Origin of the sequence: Polymorphum gilvum SL003B-26A1, assembly GCF_000192745.1 — a bacterium.
GTDB classification, from domain to species: domain Bacteria; phylum Pseudomonadota; class Alphaproteobacteria; order Rhizobiales; family Stappiaceae; genus Polymorphum; species Polymorphum gilvum.
The window spans coordinates 1706090-1726893 of sequence record NC_015259.1 but is presented as its reverse complement, the minus strand read 5'-3'; the positions used below and the strand labels follow the sequence as shown (position 1 = coordinate 1726893).

The following is a 20804-nucleotide window of genomic DNA, read 5'->3' as shown; positions in this document are numbered from 1 at the left end:
GCCCCGGCGCGCGTCAGGCGCGCCGCAGCGCCGCCTGCGCCGCAGCGAGGCGGGCAATTGGCACGCGGAATGGCGAGCAGGAGACATAGTCGAGCCCGACGCTCTCGCAGAAGTCGATCGAGGCCGGATCGCCGCCATGTTCGCCGCAGATGCCGAGCTTGATCTCGGGCCGGGCCGACCGGCCCCGCTCTGCGCCGATCTTGACCAGTTCGCCGACGCCGTCCCTGTCCAGCGACACGAACGGATCCTGCTCGAGCAGCCCCTTCTGCTGGTAGGTGCCGAGGAAGGACGCCGCGTCGTCGCGCGAGATGCCGAAGGTGGTCTGCGTCAGGTCGTTGGTGCCGAACGAGAAGAATTCGGCCGAGGCGGCGATTTCCGCCGCCCGCAGGGCGGCCCGCGGCAGTTCCACCATCGTGCCGACCTGATAGGCGAGTTGCGCGCCGGTTTCCCCGGCCACGGCCCTGGCCATCGCGTCGATGCGGTCGCGGACGAGGTCGAGCTCCGCCTTCAGGCCGACGAGCGGCACCATGATTTCCGGTACTACCGGCGCTCCGGTCGCGCGGCCCGCCTCGATGGCGGCCTCGAAGATCGCCCGCGCCTGCATTTCGGCGATTTCCGGATAGGACACCAGCAGACGGCAGCCGCGATGGCCGAGCATCGGGTTGAATTCCTCGAGCTCATGCGAACGCTCACGCAGCTTCTGCGCGTCGACCCCCATCGCTGCGGCAACCTCAGCGATTTCCTCGTCCGACTTCGGCAGAAACTCGTGCAGCGGCGGATCCAGCAGGCGGATGGTGACCGGCAGGCCCTTCATGATCTCGAACAGCTGGATGAAGTCGTTGCGCTGCATCGGCAACAGCTTGGCCAGCGCAGCCCGCCGGCCCTCCTCGGTCTCCGACAGGATCATTTCGCGCACGGCGACGATACGCTCGCCTTCGAAGAACATGTGCTCGGTCCGGCACAGGCCGATTCCCTCGGCACCGAACTCACGCGCGACGCGGGCATCCGCCGGCGTTTCGGCATTAGTGCGCACACGCATCCGGCGCACGCCGTCGGCCCAGCCCATCAGCGTCGCGAAATCGCCCGACAGCGACGGTTGCAGCATCGGCACGTCGCCGAGCAGCACCTGGCCCGTCGAACCGTCGATGGTGATCGTGTCGCCCTTCTTGAGCACTCGGCCGCCGGCGCTCAACGTGCCGGCGCGATAGTCGACGCGCAACAGGCCGGCGCCTGAGACGCAGGGCTTGCCCATGCCCCGCGCGACCACCGCCGCATGACTGGTCATGCCGCCACGGCTGGTCAGGATGCCTTCGGCGGCATGCATGCCGTGAATGTCTTCCGGGCTCGTCTCGACGCGCACCAGGATCACCTTGCGCCCGGCCGCCTTCTCCTGTTCGGCCTCGTCGGAGGTGAACACGATCGCGCCGCTCGCCGCACCCGGTGACGCCGGCAGGCCGGTGGCGAAGATGTCGCGCTCAGCCTTCGGATCGATGGTCGGATGCAGTAACTGGTCGAGCGCGGCCGGCTCGACCCGCGTAACAGCCTGACGTTCGCTCAGCAGTCCTTCGGACACCATATCGACCGCGATCTTCAACGCGGCCTTGGCAGTGCGCTTGCCCGACCGGGTTTGCAGCATCCACAGCTTGCCGCGCTCGATCGTAAACTCCAGGTCCTGCATGTCCCGGTAATGGCCCTCGAGCCGGTCGCAGATCGTCACGAACTCGCGGAACGCCTCAGGCATCAGGCTTTCCAGCGACGGCCGCTCCGAGCCGGCCTCGAGGCGCGCCTTCTCCGTCAGGTCCTGCGGCGTACGGATGCCGGCAACCACGTCCTCGCCCTGGGCGTTGACGAGGAACTCGCCGTAGAGCGCCTTTTCGCCGGTCGAAGGGTTGCGCGTGAAGGCGACGCCGGTCGCGGAGGTCTCGCCCATGTTGCCGAACACCATGGCCTGGACATTCACCGCCGTGCCCCAGGTCGCGGGGATGTCGTGAAGCCGGCGATAGGTCTGCGCGCGCGGCGTCATCCAAGACCCGAACACCGCGCCGATCGCGCCCCACAGTTGCTCCATCGGATCCTGCGGAAACGGACGTCCGAGTTCCTCCTCGACGAGTGCCTTGAACTGCTCGATGACGACGGCAAGCTCCTCGGCGCTCAGGTCCGTGTCCAGCACGTGGCCGTTGTTGTCTTTGTGCTCCTGCAGGATTTCCTCGAATGCGTGATGCTCGACGCCGAGCACCACGTCCGAATACATCTGGATGAACCGGCGATAGCTGTCATAGGCGAAGCGCATGTCTTCGGCGCCCTCGCCGATCGCCTTCACGGTCACGTCGTTGAGGCCGAGATTCAGCACCGTATCCATCATGCCGGGCATCGAGGCGCGGGCGCCGGAGCGCACCGAGACGAGAAGCGGATTGGCCGAATCGCCAAAGGCCCTGCCGGTCAGCCTGCCGACCTCGGCCAGCGCCGCGTCGACCTGCGCGCGCAGGTCGCCCGGATAGCTCTTGTCGTGCTCGTAATACCAGGTGCAAACCTCGGTAGTGATCGTGAAGCCGGGCGGCACGGGCAGTCCAAGATTGCTCATCTCGGCAAGGTTGGCGCCCTTGCCGCCGAGCAGATTCCTCATCTCCGCCGATCCCTCGGCGGTGCCGTTGCCGAACCCATAGACCCACTTGGTCATTCATCGTCTCCGTGTTGGCTTCACGATGCCCAACGATCCGTGCAGGCGTCACGATCCTGCGCAGGCGCATTCCTGCTATGCCAGCCAGGACGTTACAAGCCCTTTTTTCGCGGCAAATGGCCTCTCGCCGCGTCTCTCGCCGCGGGCCGGACCCGGTTTGCACGCCAAAGGATGTCCCCGACCTACGGTCGGCATTCCTACGCCTTGCCCGCCCGCCACAAAGACGCCATCCTGACCTGAAACTGATTGCCGCTCCGGAATCGCTCCAGAAGCGTTCCGCCCGGCGCCCAATGCCAATGCGAGGGGAAATGAACGACCTGACCAGCGCCCGGACCAAGGACTGCCACCGGCTGCGCCCCTCCAGGAACAGACTCCTCCTGGCCACCCTGGTGTGCTTCGTGCTGGGCGCCGGCGCGCACGCCGAAGTCAGGCCCGACCAGTCCTACGGCACGCCCCAGGATCTTCCGATCACCCTGTCCGGCAGCTATCTCGCCGGACGGCTTGCTGGCCAGCAGAACGATTTCGCCTCCGCGTCGGCCTTCTTCGAGGAGACCTTGGCAGCCGATCCGGACAACCCCTTCCTGCTCGAGCGCGCCTTCATCCTCAAGACGGCCAACGGCGAGATCGCCAAGGCCCTCGCCTATGCCGAGGAGATGGAGACGGCCGGCATCGACAACTTCCTGGCCCGCCTGGTCGTCGCCGTCGGACACGTCCGCAACGGCGACTACCGCTCCGCCGCCGCTGAGCTCGAGACAGCTGGCGCCGGCCCCCTCGCGGACCTGACCTCGGGCATCACCAGAGCCTGGGCTCTGCTCGGTACCGGCAATGCCGACGAGGCGCTCGCCGCCATCGATGCGCTTGAGGGCCCGGAATGGTTCGACGTCTTCAAGGCCAATCATGCCGCCCTGATCGCCGAGCAGGCCGGCCGCCAGGACCTGGCGCTGGAAAAGATCGAGGCCGCCTACAACGCCGACCGCGGCGCCTTGCGGGTCAACGACGCCTTCGCCCGCATACGGGCCGCCGCCGGCAAGAAGGAGGAAGCCCTGGAGGTTCTGACGGAATACGATCGGCTGATGCCAGGCGATCCTCTGCTGACGAACACCCGCCGGCTGATCGAAAGCGGGGCGCCGATCCTGCCGCTCGTTTCCGACCCGGCTCAGGGCATCGCCGAACTGCTCAACGGCCTCGGCTCCGCAATCGGCCGCGACGGCGCCGAGGAACTGGCCTCCGCCTATCTGCAGCTGGCGCTCTATCTCAATCCGAAGACCGAATTCGCGGCCATCGCCCTTGGCAGCCTGTTCGAGCGCATGGGCAATCCGCAACGCGCCATCGAGGTGCTCAAGACCGTCCCCAACGAGTCCCCCCTCAAGCGCAACGCCGAGATCCAGATCGGCTTCAACTACAACGCGCTCGATCAGCTCGACAAGGCGCGCGAGCACCTGAGCGCCCTGATCGCCCTGGATCCGGCCGAACTCGAAGCCGTGATTTCGCTCGGCAACGTGCTGCGCTCGCACAAGCTGTTTGAGGAAGCCGAAGCCGTCTACTCCAGGGGTCTCGACACCGTCGCCAGCCCCGAGCGCCAGCACTGGGCGCTGTTCTACTACCGCGGCATCTGCCGCGAACGGCTGAAGCAGTGGCCCGCCGCGGAGGCCGATTTCCGCAAATCCCTTGAGCTCTTTCCCGACCAGCCGCTGGTGCTCAACTACCTCGGCTACTCCCTCGTCGATCAGGGCCTGAAGCTCGACGAGGCCCTCGACATGATCAGAAGGGCCGTGGAACTGCGCCCCAACGACGGCTACATCGTCGACAGCCTCGGCTGGGTCTACTACCGCCTCGGCCGCTACGAGGAGGCTGTGAAGGAACTCGAACGCGCGGTGGAACTCCGCCCCGCCGATCCGGTCATCAACGATCATCTTGGCGACGCCTACTGGAAGGTCGGACGCAAACTCGAAGCGCGCTTCCAGTGGAATCACGCCCGCGATCTCGGCCCCGAACCCGAAGAGCTGCCCAAGATCCTCGACAAGATCGAGAATGGCCTGACGGAAGCGCCAGCCGCCGGTGCGGCAACCGCCGATGCGCCCCGCAACGGCGGCTGACCGGCCGGCCATGACCGCCATCGCCGAGGCAACGTCCCGCACACCCCGCAGGACTTCGTCCGACGCCGAGTTCGCCCGGGCCAAGGTCAATCTCGCCCTCCATGTCACCGGCCAGCGCGCCGACGGCTATCACCTTCTCGACAGTCTGGCCGTCTTCCCCGACATCGGCGACCGCCTGCGGGTATCGCCAGCAAAGGCCACCAGCCTCGTCCTCTCCGGTCCCTTCGCCGACGCCCTTGAGGCCGACGATCCGGACAATCTCGTCCTCAAGGCCGGGCGACTGTTTTTCGAGCACAGCAGACAGGTCGCGCCGCCGCTGCGTTTCGCTCTTGAGAAGAACCTTCCCGTCGCCTCTGGCATCGGCGGCGGCTCGGCCGATGCCGCCGCCTGCCTGCGTCTGCTGGCGGATCGCTACGGTCGCGGGCGGGCCGACGCGGCCCTGGTTGGGATCGCGCTCGCCCTTGGTGCCGACGTGCCCGCCTGTCTCGCCCAGCGCCCCTGCCGCCTGTCCGGCATCGGCGAACGGCTCGACCCGGCACCGCCGTTGCCGGAGATCGCCATCGTCCTCGTCAATCCCGGTGTCGGCGTGTCGACGCCGGCGGTCTTTCGTGCCCTAGAGACCCGAGACAATCCGCCCCTGCCCGCCTTTCCCGAGCGTTTCGCCACGCCGGAGGTCCTGCTCGACTGGCTGCGGGCGACCCGCAACGACCTGCAGCCGGCGGCCATGTCGATCTGCCCGGCGATCGGGACGGTCCTTGACGCTTTGGACGCACGGCCGGAAACGCTGTTCGCGCGCATGTCGGGGTCGGGGGCGACCTGTTTCGCCCTCTGCCGTCCGGCGGACGCCGGCCCCTTGCACGAAAGCCTCGCCCGCGATCATCCCGATTGGTGGATCGCCTGCGGAACCGTCTGAGCGTCCGGCTGAGCGCCAACGGTCGCGGTCAGTTCACCCGCGAAATGCAGAATTCCACCGCCTCGTGCAGCGCATCACGATGGCGTCCGGCAGGCAGCGCTGCGAGCGCCTCGATCGCACTGGCGCCGTAGTGGCGCGCCCGGGCGATGGTTTCCTCGATCGCCCCATGGCGACGCAGCAACCCGATCGCATGCTCCAGATCGCCGTCCCGGATCCCGTCCGTCTCCAGGCAGCGGCGCCAGAAGGCCCGATCCTCGTCGCTGCCGCGCTCGACCGCGACCACAACGGGTAGCGTGATCTTGCCTTCGCGGAAATCGTCGCCGACCTGCTTGCCAAGATCGGCACTCGACCCCCCATAGTCCAGCGCGTCGTCGACGAGTTGGAAGGCAAGTCCGAGTTCCATGCCGTAGCGGCGGGCTGCTGCGCAGGTCTCCGCGCTCTGGCCCGCGATGATCGGGCCGACCTCCGCCGCCGCCGCGAACAGCGCCGCGGTCTTGGCCTCGATCACCTTCATGTAGCTCGCTTCGGAGGTGGCGAGGTTCTTCGCTGCGCCGAGTTGCATCACCTCGCCCTCGGCGATCACGGCGGAGGCCTCGGCAAGAACCCGCAGCGCCTCCAGCGATCCGACGTCGACCATCATCTTGAAGGCCTGGCCGAGCAGATAGTCGCCGACCAGCACGCTCGCCTGGTTGCCCCATAGTTTGCGCGCCGCCAGCTTGCCGCGCCGCATGTCGCTCTCGTCGACCACATCATCGTGCAGCAACGTCGCCGTGTGCATGAATTCGACGCTCGCCGACAACGTGACATGGCCGGAGCCCTGGTAGCCGAACATGTCGGCCAGAGCCAGGGTCAGCATCGGCCGCAGACGCTTGCCGCCGGAATCGATCAGGTGCTTTGCGATCTCCGGAATGAGATCGACGTTCGAACCCGCCTTGGACAGGATGAGCCGGTTGACCGCCTCCATGTCGCGCGCGACCAGATCGACCAGCGACTGAATCCCGTTGTGCGGTTTGTTCTTTTCGGGCACGGAAGCGACCACGGGTGCCAATACACTCTCCTGACGGCTTGTTTTCGCGGACAATAGGGTTCAACCCTCGCCGGAGCAAGGGAGCATTCCGTCGCCGAAGCGTCGAATGCCGGCGGTTTGATCGTTTCCGTTGCGCTGGCCGCACCGCCCCGGCCTGGTGTAGGACTGTATCGTGTTCGATCGGATGCCCTGAAAATGGAAGAACTACTGAGCACCAACGATCCGGTTCTTGTCTCCTTCGTCGAATCGCTGCTCGATGAGGCCGGCATCGACCATTTTGTCGCAGATGCCAACATGAGCATCCTCGAAGGATCGATCGCCGTGATCCCCCGTCGAATCCTGATCGCGCGCGAGGCGATTGGCGCCGCCCGCCGCCTCCTGCGCGATGCCGGGCTCGGTCATGAGTTGAAGCCGGAGGCGGACCGGTGACGGGCGGGGACGCCGCCGAAGAGACCACCCGCGACGCCTTCCTGGGCGGGATGGTAATCGTCGAGCAACCACGCAAGGGTCGCCATCGTGCCGGCCTCGACGCGGTTTATCTGGCCGCCGCCCTGCCCGATGCTACCTGCGGCCATGTGGTCGATCTCGGTGCCGGCGTCGGCACCGCCGGCATGTGCGTCGCGGCCCGACTGCCGTCGGTCACCGTGACACTCGTCGATCGCGATCCGGTGGTGCTCGACCTGGCCCGCCGCAGCCTCGCCGACCCGCTCAACGCCGCCTTTGCGGACCGGGTCGCCGTGCTGGAGGTCGACATCGCCGCAAGGGGATCATTGCGCCACGCCGCCGGGCTCACGCCTGGCCTTGCCGATCACGCCATCATGAACCCGCCCTATTACGACCGGGCCCGTTTCCGTGCCTCGCCGGCCGACGCCCGCGCCGGCGCTCATGTCCTTGGCGAGCACGGCCTGGATCCCTGGGCCCGCACGGCCACCGACATCGTGCGTGAGGGCGGCACGCTCACCGTCATCTTCCGGGCCGATGGGCTGCGGGAGATTCTGGACGTCCTCGACGGGAGGTTTGGCGCGATCGACGTCATCCCGCTGCGCCCGCGCCCCGACGCTGCGGCGACGCGGATCCTGGTGCGCGCGGTGCGGGCAAGCCGGGCACCCCTGCGCCTGATGCCCGGCTTCGTCCTGCACGAGGGCGATGGCTCCGACTTCACCGCCGAGGCCCGTGCGGTCATGCGCGATGGCGCAGGGCTCGCTCTGAGCGGCCGCACCTAACGGCGGCAGCGGGTCCGGGGCGGGCGGGTGTCAGTGGATACGGATCTCGCCGTTGGCGATGCGCACGTCGACCGGCCCGATGAGGTCGCGGTGCGCCAACCGCACGGAATGCAGAACGCCCTCGATTTCCCGCTGCCAGTAGGCGAGGAACTTGCGCAGTTCCGGAAAAGTCGGCGCCCGGTCATGGGTCTGCCACAGGAAGCTTTGCAGCAAACCCGGGTGATCGGGCATGCGGTAGAGAATCTCGGCGGTCAGCAGGCCGTAACCGTCGATCTGTCTGCGGAAGTCCTCGCTTGTCCTCATGGTCACCTCGCTTGGCTGAACCGACGAAAAGTGTCGGCCCAAGGAGGTTAACAAGTTCTTTCAAATTGGCAATAAATTCCTTTATATCAATGACTTAGCAGCATATCGCCACGAGTGCTGCCAAGCCGCGTCGGCTTCGCCGGCTCAAGGCTTCGGCCGCAGGGAGGCAAGATAGGCCAGGAACGCCTCGATCTCCTCCGGTTCCAGTTCGATTTCCGGCATGCCCTCGTGACCGGTTACGATGCCTTCCGCCAGGCTTTCGGCCAGGGTCTCGACCGGATAGAGCGTGCCGAGGTCGCGGAAGGCAGGGGCCGTTTCCATACCGCTCGGGTCGTCCTGTCCGACCGCGTGGCAGGCGCCGCAGTTCACCTCCGCGATGCCGCGTCCCAGGTCGACGGCGGCAAGGTCGCCCGCCGCCGGATCCGTCTGCGCCCGCACGCTGGCGACCGCGACGACGAATGCGACCGTCAGCCCGGCCAGATCCAGTATCCGCACCATGATCCGATTCCCTCTCCTTTGCGCGCGATCCTGTCGCAGCGGGAGCATGGACGCAAGCCCGGCCGCCTTCCGCAGTTTCCCCTATCCCTGACCAAGCGCCTGCCCGCGAGCCGATTTCCGCGTGCCAGACGGGGGCCTCGCCTTATATGCTGGGTTGAGCAACAGGCCGGTCCGGGTGGACCGGAACCAGATCAGTGCAGGAACATCCTATGAGCCAGCCGTCACTGCCCGCCTCCATCGACGAAACCCTCGCCCTTCTGGAAAGGGGCGGCTACGTGGCGGATCGCGCTCTGGCCACGGTGCTGCACCTCGCCCTACGCATGAACCGGCCACTGTTTCTCGAAGGCGAGGCCGGCGTCGGCAAGACCGAGATCGCCAAGGTGCTGGCCAGCACGCTCGGCCGCGACCTCATCCGCCTGCAGTGCTACGAGGGCCTCGATATCGCCTCGGCGGTCTACGAGTGGAACTACGCCGCCCAGATGGTCGAGATCCGCGTCTCGGAAGCCGCCGGCGACACCGACCATGCCGAACTGTCCAAGACGATCTTCGACGAGCGATTCCTGATCAAGCGTCCCGTGTTGAAGGCGCTCGAGCCGTCTCTGTCCGGTGCGCCCGTGTTCCTGATCGACGAGTTGGACCGGGCCGACGAGGCGTTCGAGGCCTTTCTGCTTGAGGTGCTGGCCGACTATCAGGTCACCATTCCCGAACTCGGCACCGTCAAGGCGAAGGAACCGCCGATCGTCGTCATCACCACCAACCGCACGCGCGAGATCCACGACGCGCTCAAGCGCCGCTGCCTCTATCACTGGGTCGACTATCCGGACGCGGAGCGCGAGCTTCAGATCGTCCGCCGCAAGGTGCCCGGCGCCTCCGAGCGCCTTGCCGCCGAGGTGGTCGCCTTCGTCCAGAAGCTGCGCGCCGACGAGGACCTGTTCAAGCAGCCGGGCGTTGCCGAAACCCTCGACTGGGCGACGGCGCTGACCGAGCTCAACGAGATGGCGCTCGATCCCGACATGGCCTCCGACACCCTCGGCGTGCTGCTCAAGTACCAGGACGACATCGAGCGCGTCCGCGGCTCGAAGGCCCGCCAGATCGTCGAGGAGATCCGCAAGGACCTGCCGCGCGATCCGGCCCGGACAGCCGTGCCGGCGGTTTGAGCGATGGCCGGCGCCGCCACCGACGCGCACGGACGCATCGTCGACAACATCGTGCATTTCGCGCGCACGCTGCGCCGCGCCGGATTGCCGGCTGGGCCGGCCAGCGTCGTCGACGCCGTGCGGGCCGTCGAGGTCTCTGGCATAGAGAGCCGCGACGACCTCTACTGGACCCTGCACGCCGTCTTCGTGCGCAAGCGCGAGCACCGGGTGCTGTTCGACGAGGCCTTCCGCATCTACTGGCAGAGCCGCGGTCTGATCGAGAAGATGCTGGCCATCCTGTCGCCCGTCGCCCCGCCGCGCGGCGCCCCGGAAAAGCCCAAGGCCGGCCAGACCCGCGTCTCCCAGGCCTTCAAGGCCGCCCGCGAGCGCAAGACCGAGCAGACCGAGCCCGAGGTCGAGGTCGATGCGCGGTTCACCGTCTCGGGGCGCGAACTGCTGCAGACCAGGGATTTCGCCCAGATGACCGCCGCCGAGATCGAGGCTGCCAAGGCGGCGCTGAGGCGGATGGTCATGCCGATGGACAAGGTCCGCCGCCGCCGGCTGTCGCCGGCCCCGCGCGGCCTCGTCGATCCGCGCCGCTCCATGCGCGCGTCACTGCGCGCCGGTGGCGCAATCATCGACCTGAAGTTCCGGCGGCCGCAGGAGAAGCGCCCGCCGCTCGTCGCGCTGTGCGACATTTCCGGCTCGATGAGCCAATACACACGGGTGCTGCTGCATTTCCTGCACGCGCTCACCGAACAGCGCCGCGACGTGCACACCTTCCTGTTCGGCACGCGGCTGACCAACGTCACCCGTCAGTTGCGCATGAAGGATCCCGACGAGGCGCTCGCCGCCTGCAGCGCGGGCGTCGAGGACTGGTCCGGCGGAACCCGCATCGCCACCGCCCTGCACGCCTTCAACCGCACCTGGTCGCGCCGCGTGCTGTCCGGCGGCCCGACCGTTCTGCTGATCACCGACGGCCTGGAACGCGACACCGACGAGGATCTTGAACGCGAGATGGATCGCCTGCACCGCTCCTGCCGGCGGCTGATCTGGCTCAACCCGTTGCTGCGCTTCGATGGCTTCGAGGCCAAGGCGAAGGGCATCCGCGCCATGCTGCCGCATGTCGACGAATTCCGTGCCGTCCACTCGCTCGATGCGGTCGCCGACCTGATCGCCTCTCTGTCCGCTGACGGCGGCACCACGGCCGGCGACACCGATCCGCGCACCTGGCTGCGCCGCAGCGCGTGATCGCGCCTCACAACACCAGCCGCCAGACCAGCGGCAGCAGGATCGCCGTCGCCAGCGCGTTGAGGCCCATGGCGAGGCCGGCGAAGGCGCCGGCCAGGTCGCTGACCTGCAGCGCCCGCGCCGTGCCGATGCCATGCGAGGCGGTGCCGATGGCAAGCCCGCGCGCCGCCATGTCCCGAATCCCCATCAGGTTGAGCAGCAGCGGGCCGAGTGCTGCCCCCAGGATCCCGGTCAGGATCACCAGCACGGCGGTCAGCGACGGCAGGCCGCCGATCTGCTCGCTGATGCCCATCGCCACCGGCGCGGTCACCGACTTCGGCGCCAGCGAGGCGAGCGTCTCCCGGCTCGCCCCGAGCAGGGCGCCGATGCCGACCGCGCTGGCCGCCGCGACCATGCTGCCGGTCAGCAGGCTGACGGTGATCGCCAGCAGCGACCGCCGCACCCGCTCGATCTGCCGGTAGAGCGGCAGCGCCAGCGCTACGGTCGCCGGGCCGAGCAGGAAATGCACGAACTGCGCGCCCTCGAAATAGGTCGCGTAGTCGGTGCCCGTCCCGAGCAGCAGGGCGACCAGCACGACGACGGCGATCAGCACCGGATTGGCCAGCGGATGGCGCCCGGCACGCTGGTGGATCCAGAGGCCGACCTGGTAGGCGGCCAGCGTCATCGTCAGCGCCAGCAGCGGGCTAGCCGAAAGATAGACCCAGATGTCGCGCAGGCCCGCCGTCATCCCTCGCCGCCTCCGCTGCCGCGGCCGAGCAGGCGCATCGCCAGTGCCGTCACCGCCACGGTCGCCAGTGTGCTGACGACGAGGGCGACCGAGATCGCAACCGCCTGTTCGCCGATCAGCGCGATATGCAGCATGACGCCGACGCCGGCCGGCACGAACAGGAGCGACAGGTTCGACAGCAGCCCGTCGCCGACCCGGGCGAGATCATCTGGAATGCCGCGCCGGATCACGAGGCCGGCAAATAGCAGAACCATGCCGGCAACCGGGCCGGGCACGGGCAGGCCCAGCGCGACGACGAGAAGTTCGCCGGCGAGCTGGCAGGCGAAGATGACGGTGAGAAAGAACAGCACGAGGGTCGGGCTCCGCTTGGCATCGATCGGGCGCCGTCCAGACTGCGGCCATGACCCCGCGCATTCAAGTCCGCGATCGATGGGACAAAAGTCGCCCGCGCCCCGCAAGGAGACGGGTCGCGGGCGACGCCGGGCCGAAGGTCGGCCTGGTTTTCCGGGGCTATTCCGCCGGATGCAGCCGGGCGCTGCCCGCCTGCGTGTCGCTGCCGTCGTCCATGGCGACGTCGACCCCGGCCTTTTCCATCGCCGAGGGCGAGATCTTCTCGAGCACGACCATCAGGACGACGAGCAGCGCCGCGGCGATCAGCGCAAGCACCCAGAACGGCAGCGGGATCAGGTCGACGAAGGTCATCTTGCCCGCACTGCCCCAGTCGAGTGCCGCGTGGATCCAATCCATGTTGTAGCTGTAGAACATCGCGCCGAGGATACCGCCGGCGACCACGGCCCAGGCGTCCTTGTAGCCCGCGCCGATCTGGGCGAGCGCGGTGCCCGGGCAGGCGCCGGCGAGCGCGATGCCCGCACCGAGGATTAGCCCCCCGACGATCACCGGCCCCCAGGCAGCCGCCTTCGGCCCGAGCGGCACGCCGAAGCCGCCGTTGAGGACCGCCAGCACGACGAGGCCCGTCGTCGTCGCGGCGAGGAACATCTTTAGCATGATGAAGGTGCGGAACTGGAACTGGCCGATGAGCACGCCGGGCTCCATCACGCGGCTCTTCTCCAGCGCGATCCCGAACACCAGCCCCATTGCGAGGCCGAGAACGATCATCCAGAACAGGGTCATGTCATGGCCTCCTCAGACCTTGCGGAACAGCATCGAGATGGCGATACCGCCGACAAACATGGCTGCCACCGCGACGGTCGAGCCGACCGCGAGCTGTGCCATGCCGGAAATGCCGTGCCCGGACGTGCAGCCGTCGGCGATGCGGGCCCCGACGAGCAGGACGAAGCCGCCGACGAAGCCCATCGCCAGCCGCCCCGCCAACGAGCGGATGCCGGTGTAGCCGGTCCAGGACGGTGCGAAGGACGCGCGCCGCGTGCCGCTGGCGCGTGCCGACAGGTAGGCGCCAAGGCCGATGCCGATCACCATCGCCGCCTGCCAGTAGTTCTTGGCGCCAACGAGGTGCTTGGCGAAATAGTCGATCTGCGCGGCGGCCGGATCGAAGATGCTGGCCACCCAGGCCGCCGCGGTGACGAAGGACGACGAGGCGCCGAGAGCGGTACCCGCCAGCAGGAACGCCGGGATCTGCAGCAGCCCGATCACGATCCCGGCCACGTAGGGCGACCAGGACTTTCTGGAAAGGACGTCCATTTCAACCTCCTCTTCACGTTGTCTCGAGGAGATTTTATACATTCATGAATTCGAATTAAATCAGGGCGACTACGCAACCCGCGCGCCTGCCTCAGTTCACGGCGACCACCGGGGTATTGAGGCCGACGCGGTTGAACAGGTCGAGGATGTCGCCGTTTCGCATCCGGATGCAGCCGTAGGACACCGCCCGGCCGATCGATCCGGGCCGGTTGGTGCCGTGGATCGCATAGTCGTCGCCCGCCAGGGTCAGCGCCGCCACGCCCATCGGGTTGTTCGGCGCGCCGCCTGCGATGACGTCCGGCAGGTCGGGGAAGTCCCGCTTCACCACGGCCGGCGGCGACCAGGCCGGCTTGACGTATTTGCCGTCGATGTAGGTCTGGCCGGTCCAGGACTTGCCGCGCTGGCCGACGGCGACCGGATAGCGCAACGCCTGGCCGCGGCCGAGCACCAGATAGAGCCGACGCTCGGAATTCTTGATCACCACCGTTCCGGGCCGGAAGCGCGGGTCCTTGAAGGCGACGAGATCGGGCGCGGCCTGCACATGAGGCCCGCCGAAGCCCATGCTGCCGGCGACTGCCAGCAGCGCCAGGAACCTTCCGAACACTCTGCCCATAAAGCCACCTCGTCGGGTGTTGCCGATCCGAGCAGGACTCTAATGACGCGCGCCGTCGCTGCCGATGCCCCCCGCGCGACAACTTCGAGTCAGGGTTAAACCGGCGTCGGACCGCAAGCCTAGCGCTGGACGAACCGGTTGTCCGCCCAAACCCACCAGACGAAGCCCGGCAGCGTGCTGTCGCCTTTGGCATCGAAGCCGACTGGGCCGAGCACGGTGTCGAAACGGCCCTGCTGCAGAATGCCGGCGACGGCGGCGAGGTCGATGCTCTCGGCCGTCCGGACCGCCTCTGCATAGACCTGAACGGCGGCATAGGCTGGCAGCACATAGCCGTCGGCGGATTTGCCCGTCTCTTCCAGCGCGGCGACCGTGACCTGTGCCTCCGGCGCCTGACGCGGATCGGGCGCAGCGGCGACCAGCGTTCCCGCGGCGGCTGCCCCGGCGAAGGCCCCGTAGTCCTCGGTCAGCACTGCGTCGCCGGCGAGCAGCGGGATGTCCAGTCCGGCCTCCGCCATCTGGCTGCGCAGGGCGCCGACTTCCGGCGCATAGCCGCCGATGAAGACGGCATCGATGCGTTCCGACCGCAGGGTCGACACCAGCCCGCCGAACTCCTTCTGCCCACCGTCGTAGGACAGGCTGAGCGCTTCGCGGACCCCGGTCGCGCGCAACCGGTCCTTCACGTCGTCGGCCAGGCCCTTGCCGTAGGCCGTCCTGTCGTCGAGGATCGCGATCCCCTTGCCGCCGAACTCCTCCGCCAGCAGGCGGGCGATCGTCGCTGGCTGCGCGTCCTCGCGCCGGGCGAGGCGGAACACGCCCGGTCCTGCCCGCTCATCGGTGAACTTCGGCGCCGTTGCGGCCGGCGACACCTGTACGATGCCGTTGGCGGCATAGACGGCACTGGCCGCATGCGAGGGCCCGGAACAGACATGGCCGACGACCAGAACCGCGCCCTTGCCGACCAACTGGTTGGCGACCGCCACGGCCCGGCTTTCCGAGCAACCGTCGTCGGCGATCTCCAGCACCAGCGTCTCGCCCCGCAGTCCGCCGGAGGCATTGATGTCGGCCACTGCCTGCGCGGCGCCCGCGGCGAGTTGCTCCCCGAACGGCGCGAACTGGCCGCTCATCGGGGCGGCCACGCCGATCACGATGTCGGCCGCCGCGACGGCCGGCGCCAGCAGGACTAAGATGGCGCCGGCGGGAAGGAGTTTTGCCATCGTTCTGACGCGTCTGGGCAAGGTTCGGTTTTCCATCTCTTGTCCGTGTCATAGCACGGAAGCGCCGGGACGACCCCGCCGCGGTGCGACTTCTCCGAAGACTTCTTTAACGCGCCGGTGCTAAAACCGGAACCGTGCCCTATATGCACCGGGACGGCTCGGTCCCGCCACGCGCGATGACGGGACCGAACGACACGGGTGGACCTGGGCGCCGGACGATGGGCTCTGTCGGCCCGCCCGAGGCAAGAGGATCAAAACCCTGATACCGAAGACGACCATCCGCGACGAGAGTTCGCCCGTCGATCTTGCGAGCTTTCGCGATGCGATGAGCCGGATGGCGACCGCCGTCCACATCGTCACGACCGACGGCGCAGCCGGACGTTTCGGGGCAACCGTCTCGGCCGTGTGCTCGGTGACCGACACTCCTCCCTGCCTTCTCGTCTGCCTCAACCGCACCAGCCGCGTCCATGCCGCCATCCTGTCCAACGGCGTCTTCTGTGTGAGCACCCTGCCGGCGGGCGCCGAGCCGCTGGCCGACGCCTTCGCCGGACGCACCCAGATCGCCATGGACGAACGCTTCGCCCTCGCCCGCTGGGACGCCCTCGCCACCGGTGCGCCGGCGCTCGCCACGGCCAGCGTCAATGCCGACTGCAAGGTCCTGCGCACCATGGAGATGGGCACCCACTCGATCATCGTCGGCGCCCTGCAGGGCGTCCGTTACGGCGCCGTCGGCGAAACGCTGGTCTACAAGGACCGCGCCTACCGCGCGCTCTGATCGCACCCCTGCGACGCTTGGCCAGACGAATCCCGGATCGGCCGCGACCTTCGGCCCATGCGATAATCAGATGTTTGCCTGTCGCGAAAGAAATCCGCGACGGCCGTCCCTGCGGGCGCTAGTCTTGCAGGCCTGGTTCCATCGCGAACGGGGAAGACCGCATGACCGGCCCGCGCAATCTGATCACCGACGTCCCGGGAATTTCGGTCGGCTGTGCCGAGGATCCGCACATGAAGTCCGGCGTCACGGTGGTGCTGCCGGACGAGCCGGCGGTCGCCTCGGTCGCCATCCACGGCGGCGCGCCCGGCACCCGCGAGATCGCGCTGCTGGAGCCGGAACAGACCGTCGAGGCGGTCGACGCCATCGTGCTCGCCGGCGGCTCGGCCTTCGGCCTCGATGCCGGCGCCGGTGTCCAGGGCCGTCTGGCCGAACTCGGCCGCGGCTTCCAGGTCGGTCCGGTGCGCGTTCCCATCGTACCCTCGGCGATCCTGTTCGACCTGCTCAACGGCGGCAACAAGGGCTGGGGCGCCACCGCACCCTATCGCGACCTCGGCCGCGCAGCGCTCGACAACACCGGCAAAGACTTCCGCCTCGGCTCCTACGGCGCCGGCTGCGGCGCCACCACCGCCAATCTCAAGGGCGGGCTCGGCTCCGCCTCCGTCGTGCTGCCCAACGGCGTCACGGTCGGCGCCATCGTCGCCGTCAACGCGCTCGGCCGGGCGACCGTCGGCGACACGCGCCACTTCTGGGCCGCCCCCTTCGAGCGCGACGGCGAGTTCGGCGGCTTCGGCTTGCCCTCGCCCCTGCCCGACGACGCGGTCTGCGTCAGAACCAAGCTCGACGGGCTGAATGCCGGCGCCAACACCACCATCGCCGCCGTCGCCACCGATGCGAAGCTGACCAAGTCGGAAGCCAAGCGCCTCGCCGTGATGGCCCATGACGGGCTCGCCAAGGCGCTATGGCCGGCCCATACCCCGCTCGACGGCGATCTCGTCTTTGCCGTGTCGACCGGCCAACGACGACTCGAGTGCCCCCTCGAGGACATGGTGCAGATCGGCGCGGCCGCCGCCTCGACCCTCGCCCGCGCCATCGCCCGCGGCGTCTACCACGCGAGACCGGCGCCGGGCGACCCGGTGCCGACCTGGCAGGACCGGTTCGGCTAGGGCCGCAAAGCCCTATTCGGCCGCGTCCGCGAAGGCGCCGCGGGCGTGCTCGCGCTCCAGCCGGTCGAGCAGCTGCGCCCGCTTCACGGCGGCCTTTTCCAGGTTGGCCTCCTTGACCGGGCCGAAGCCGCGCACGAGGTCCGGCACCCGGGCGATCTCGACCAGCAGGCCGTAGCCGGCCGAGCCGAGATGGCCGATGACGGTCTCGACGTCGCTGACATACTGCTCGATCAGCGCCCGTTCCGCCTTGCGCTCGGCGGTGCGGCCGAACGGATCGAAAGCCGTGCCGCGAAGCCGCCTCATCCTCGCCAGCACCCCGAAGACACCGAAGATCCACGGTCCGAAGGCGATCTTCGCCGGCCGGCCGGTCCTTTCGTCGAGCCGCCGGGCGAGCAGCGGCGGCGCCAGCCAGACCTTGATCTTGCGCGGATCGTCGAAGCGCGCCGCGATCCTGGCCCTGAAGGCCGGATCGGCATGGAGCCGGGCGACCTCGTACTCGTCCTTGTAGGCCATCACCTTGTAGAGCATGTCGGCGACCGTCTCGGTCAGCCGCATCGTGCCCGGCCCGAACGCGGCATCCGCCGCGCGCACCCGCTCGACCAGGGCGGCGTAGCGCGCCGCATAGGCGGCGTCCTGATAGGCGGTCAGGTCGTCCGCCAGCCGGCCGATCTTCGCCTCGAGCGTTTCCTCCGCCGGCTCGTCCGTGCTGGGCAGGGCTGAAAGGATTCTGTCCGGCTCGGCCAGCAGCACGCGGCCGGCGCGGAACGCCTTGACGTTGGCGGCCACCGACGCCCCATTCAGGTGCAGCGCCGTCTCGATCGCCTCCGCCGAGACCGGCAGCACGCCCGCCTGCCAGGCCATGCCCACCAGCATCATGTTGGCGTAGATCGCGTCGCCCAGCAGCGCCTCGGCGATACCGGCTACGTCCGCCGCGTGGCAGGCGACCGACGCGCTCTGCAGCGCCTTCAGCATGCGCGCCTCGTCGAAGGACTGAGTCTGGCGCAGCACGAACTCGGCCGTCGGCGCCACCCGCGTGTTGGCGAACACCTGCGTCGCCGAGCGGTTGGCGAGTGCCAGCTGTTCGGCGTTGGTCGCGACCACCATGTCGCTGGCGATGAGCACGTCGAGGCTCGCCGTCGGCACCCGCGGGCCCTCGATGCTCCGCGTTCCGGCGGCGAAGCGCACGTGCGAGGTCACCGGCCCGCCCTTCTGGGCAAGGCCCGTCATGTCGAGGGTCGAGGCCTGCTTGCCGTCCAGATGGGCGGCCATCGCCAGGACGGCGCTGATCGTCGTGACGCCCATGCCGCCGATGCCGGCGACGAGCAGGTTCACCGTGCGCTCCAGCCCCGGCTGCGTCACCGCCGGCAGGCCGGCAACCAGCGCGTCGACGTCAAGCCCCTTGGCCGTCGCCTTGCGCAAGGATGCGCCCTCGATCTCGACGAAGGACGGGCAGAAGCCCTTGATGCAGGTGAAGTCCTTGTTGCAGCTCGACTGGTTGATCTGCCGTTTGTCGCCGAATGGTGTCTTCAGCGGCTCCACCGACAGGCAGTTCGACTGCACCGAGCAGTCGCCGCAGCCCTCGCACACCCGGTCGTTGATGAACAGCCGCCGATCCGGATCGGGGAACGTGCCCTTCTTGCGCCGGCGCCTCTTCTCCGCCGCGCAGGTCTGGTCGTAGACGATCACCGACACGCCTGGATGGGCCTGGAACGCCTCCTGGACGCTCATCAGGTCGTCGCGATGATGCACGGCGGTTCCCGGCGCGAGGTCCTTGCGGCCGAGATAGGCGTCGGGCGTCTCGCTGATGACGGCGATCTTCTCCACGCCCTCAGCCTCAAGCTGGCGCGTGATCTGCGGCACGCTCAGCTGGCCGTCGTGGCGCTGGCCCCCGGTCATGGCGACGGCGTCGTTGTAGAGGATCTTGTAGGTGATCGGCACGCCCGCAGACAGCGCCTGGCGGATGGCCAGGATGCCGGAGTGGAAATAGGTGCCGTCGCCGAGATTGGCGAACACGTGGCCGTCGCGGGCGAAATCCTTCTGGCCCACCCACAGCGCGCCCTCGCCGCCCATGGCGATCTGGCCGTCCGTGGTCCGCCCGGCAACCTCGGTCATCGCATGGCAGCCGATGCCCGGCATCGAGCGGGAGCCCTCCGGCGTCCTGGTCGAGGTCGAATGCGGGCAGCCGGAGCAGAAATAGGGCGTGCGCGCGGCCCGCTCCGCATGGCCCTGCGCCCACATCACCTGCTCGGTCATGCGCATGCTGACCGCCTGCATCTCCTCGCTCACCGCGTCCTGCGGCAGCCACGACAGCAGCGCCTCGACGATCTCCGCCACGCTCAGTTCCAGCACGTCGGACAGGAACGGCTCACCGTCAGGCGTCCGCTTGCCCCAGATCCTCGGCCGGCTCGTCTCCGGCCAGTGATAGGAGATTTCCTTGATCTGCGATTCCAGGAACGCACGCTTGTGCTCGACCACCAGCATGCGCGCCAGGCCGCGCCCGAACTCGGCCAGGCCCGTGGGTTCCAGCGGCCAGGGCATCGCCACCTTGTAGACCGCAAGACCGAGCGCGCGCGCCCGCGCCTCGCCGATACCGAGGAGGTCCAGCGCCTGGCGCAGGTCGCGGTACGCCTTGCCGGTCGCCACGATGCCGAGCCGCGGCCGGCTGGCGCCGAAGGCGACCCGGTCGAGCCGGTTCGCGCGCACATAGGCCTGCGCCGCCGGCACGCGCACGTCGCGCAACAGCCGTTCGGTCTCCAGCCGGTTGCCGAGCAGCAGAACGCGGTTGAGGTCGCGCTCCGCGCGCGGATCCTGTTCGGGCCGCACGAAGGCCAGCCGCTGCGCATCGACCGAGATGGTCGCCGAGGCATCCATCGTGTCGGCGACGCAGATCAGCGCGCTCCACAGCCCGCAGTGACGCGACAGCTCCAGCCCGTGCAGGCCGTAGTCGAGCACCTCCTGGATGTCGGCCGGATTGAGCACAGGGATCTCCGCATGCTCGAAGAAGAACTCGCTCTGCGCCGGCAGGATCGACGACTTGGCGAGATGGTCGTCGCCGGCCAGCGCCAGCACGCCGCCGTGGGCGTCGACGCCCGAGGCGTTGGCCTGCTTGAGCACGTCGCCGGCCCGGTCGACGCCCGGCGCCTTGCCGTACCAGATGCCGAACACGCCGTCGTAGTCCGAGCCCTTGCCGTGCTGGCGCACCTTCTGCGAGCCCCACACCGCGGTCGCGCCCAGTTCCTCGTTGACGCCCGGCCTGAACACGACGTCATGGCCGGCCAGATGGCGCTTGGCCCGCGCCAGTTCCGTGTCGTAGCCGGCCAGCGGCGAGCCGCGGTAGCCGGAGATGAAACCGCCGGTCTTCAGCCCGCCCGCCCGGTCGAGCCGCGCCCGGTCGAGCGGCAGGCGCACCAGCGCCTGGATGCCGGTCAGGTAGACCTGACCCTGGGTGGCGAGATACTTGTCGTCTAGCGTGACGACGCCGGCATGGGCATTCATCGTCTTCCCCTCCTCGGCTCGTCCCTGCCGCGCG

The 20804-nt window shown here is 68.5% G+C and carries 19 protein-coding genes; 8 read left to right on the top strand and 11 right to left on the bottom strand.

The window, feature by feature from the left end:
• Positions 1-13: 13 nt before the first annotated feature.
• The gene (gene ppdK, locus SL003B_RS08130; RefSeq protein ID WP_013652357.1) at positions 14-2677 is read right to left on the bottom strand and encodes a pyruvate, phosphate dikinase; all 2664 of its coding nucleotides are present in this window, start codon (positions 2675-2677) and stop codon (positions 14-16) included.
• A gap of 308 nt (positions 2678-2985) precedes the next feature.
• On the opposite strand from ppdK, the gene SL003B_RS08125 reads away from it, so the two are divergent.
• Entirely contained in the window at positions 2986-4773 is a 1788-nt protein-coding gene (locus SL003B_RS08125) for a tetratricopeptide repeat protein (RefSeq protein ID WP_083812070.1), read from the top strand.
• A 10-nt stretch (positions 4774-4783) separates the two neighbouring features.
• A complete protein-coding gene (locus tag SL003B_RS08120) occupies positions 4784-5686 on the top strand; it encodes a 4-(cytidine 5'-diphospho)-2-C-methyl-D-erythritol kinase (RefSeq protein ID WP_049792657.1) in 903 nt (300 codons plus the stop codon).
• A 28-nt stretch (positions 5687-5714) separates the two neighbouring features.
• Here SL003B_RS08120 and SL003B_RS08115 read toward each other — a convergent pair whose 3' ends face one another.
• The gene (locus SL003B_RS08115) at positions 5715-6725 is read right to left on the bottom strand and encodes a polyprenyl synthetase family protein (RefSeq protein ID WP_013652354.1); all 1011 of its coding nucleotides are present in this window, start codon (positions 6723-6725) and stop codon (positions 5715-5717) included.
• 105 nt (positions 6726-6830) lie between these two features.
• Here SL003B_RS08115 and SL003B_RS08110 point away from each other — a divergent pair, with 105 nt between their 5' ends.
• Positions 6831-7142 carry a putative signal transducing protein gene (locus SL003B_RS08110; RefSeq protein ID WP_242390353.1) on the top strand — a complete coding sequence of 104 codons (312 nt, stop codon included), beginning with the start codon at positions 6831-6833 and terminating at the stop codon, positions 7140-7142.
• Positions 7139-7936 carry a tRNA1(Val) (adenine(37)-N6)-methyltransferase gene (locus SL003B_RS08105; protein ID WP_013652352.1) on the top strand — a complete coding sequence of 266 codons (798 nt, stop codon included), beginning with the start codon at positions 7139-7141 and terminating at the stop codon, positions 7934-7936. The genes SL003B_RS08110 and SL003B_RS08105 overlap by 4 nt, the downstream gene beginning before the upstream one ends.
• 30 nt (positions 7937-7966) lie before the next feature.
• Here the strand turns inward: SL003B_RS08105 and SL003B_RS08100 are convergent, their stop codons facing one another.
• On the bottom strand, positions 7967-8239 hold the full coding sequence (locus SL003B_RS08100) for an usg protein (protein ID WP_013652351.1): 273 nt from the start codon (positions 8237-8239) through the stop codon (positions 7967-7969).
• 144 nt (positions 8240-8383) lie between these two features.
• Positions 8384-8737, bottom strand: a complete 354-nt coding sequence (locus SL003B_RS08095) for a c-type cytochrome (protein WP_013652350.1) — start codon at positions 8735-8737, stop codon at positions 8384-8386.
• A 209-nt stretch (positions 8738-8946) separates the two neighbouring features.
• Here SL003B_RS08095 and SL003B_RS08090 point away from each other — a divergent pair, with 209 nt between their 5' ends.
• Both SL003B_RS08090 and SL003B_RS08085 read left to right on the top strand, forming a co-directional pair.
• Complete coding sequence (locus tag SL003B_RS08090; protein ID WP_013652349.1) at positions 8947-9894, top strand: AAA family ATPase; 948 nt, start codon at positions 8947-8949, stop codon at positions 9892-9894.
• A gap of 3 nt (positions 9895-9897) precedes the next feature.
• Complete coding sequence (locus SL003B_RS08085; protein WP_013652348.1) at positions 9898-11124, top strand: vWA domain-containing protein; 1227 nt, start codon at positions 9898-9900, stop codon at positions 11122-11124.
• Positions 11125-11131: 7 nt separating this feature from the next.
• Here the strand turns inward: SL003B_RS08085 and SL003B_RS08080 are convergent, their stop codons facing one another.
• The 6 genes from SL003B_RS08080 to SL003B_RS08055 all read right to left on the bottom strand — a co-directional run bounded on the left by SL003B_RS08080 (position 11132) and on the right by SL003B_RS08055 (position 15337).
• A complete protein-coding gene (locus SL003B_RS08080; protein WP_013652347.1) occupies positions 11132-11851 on the bottom strand; it encodes an LrgB family protein in 720 nt (239 codons plus the stop codon).
• Positions 11848-12201, bottom strand: a complete 354-nt coding sequence (locus SL003B_RS08075; RefSeq protein ID WP_013652346.1) for a CidA/LrgA family protein — start codon at positions 12199-12201, stop codon at positions 11848-11850. Before SL003B_RS08075 ends, SL003B_RS08080 begins: the two co-directional genes overlap by 4 nt.
• A 160-nt stretch (positions 12202-12361) precedes the next feature.
• Positions 12362-12982, bottom strand: coding sequence for a YeeE/YedE thiosulfate transporter family protein (locus SL003B_RS08070; RefSeq protein WP_013652345.1), 621 nt, complete (start codon positions 12980-12982; stop codon positions 12362-12364).
• A 12-nt stretch (positions 12983-12994) separates the two neighbouring features.
• Positions 12995-13510, bottom strand: coding sequence for a YeeE/YedE thiosulfate transporter family protein (locus SL003B_RS08065; RefSeq protein WP_013652344.1), 516 nt, complete (start codon positions 13508-13510; stop codon positions 12995-12997).
• Positions 13511-13601: 91 nt separating this feature from the next.
• On the bottom strand, positions 13602-14123 hold the full coding sequence (locus SL003B_RS08060; protein ID WP_013652343.1) for a L,D-transpeptidase: 522 nt from the start codon (positions 14121-14123) through the stop codon (positions 13602-13604).
• Between the two features lie 119 nt (positions 14124-14242).
• On the bottom strand, positions 14243-15337 hold the full coding sequence (locus SL003B_RS08055; RefSeq protein ID WP_049792566.1) for a branched-chain amino acid ABC transporter substrate-binding protein: 1095 nt from the start codon (positions 15335-15337) through the stop codon (positions 14243-14245).
• Positions 15338-15671: 334 nt separating this feature from the next.
• On the opposite strand from SL003B_RS08055, the gene SL003B_RS08050 reads away from it, so the two are divergent.
• Both SL003B_RS08050 and SL003B_RS08045 read left to right on the top strand, forming a co-directional pair.
• A complete protein-coding gene (locus SL003B_RS08050) occupies positions 15672-16112 on the top strand; it encodes a flavin reductase (RefSeq protein WP_242390352.1) in 441 nt (146 codons plus the stop codon).
• Between the two features lie 161 nt (positions 16113-16273).
• A complete protein-coding gene (locus tag SL003B_RS08045) occupies positions 16274-17275 on the top strand; it encodes a P1 family peptidase (protein ID WP_013652340.1) in 1002 nt (333 codons plus the stop codon).
• A 12-nt stretch (positions 17276-17287) separates the two neighbouring features.
• Here the strand turns inward: SL003B_RS08045 and SL003B_RS08040 are convergent, their stop codons facing one another.
• Positions 17288-20770: an indolepyruvate ferredoxin oxidoreductase family protein gene (locus SL003B_RS08040; RefSeq protein ID WP_013652339.1), complete on the bottom strand. Its 3483-nt coding sequence runs from the start codon at positions 20768-20770 to the stop codon at positions 17288-17290.
• Positions 20771-20804: the final 34 nt, after the last annotated feature.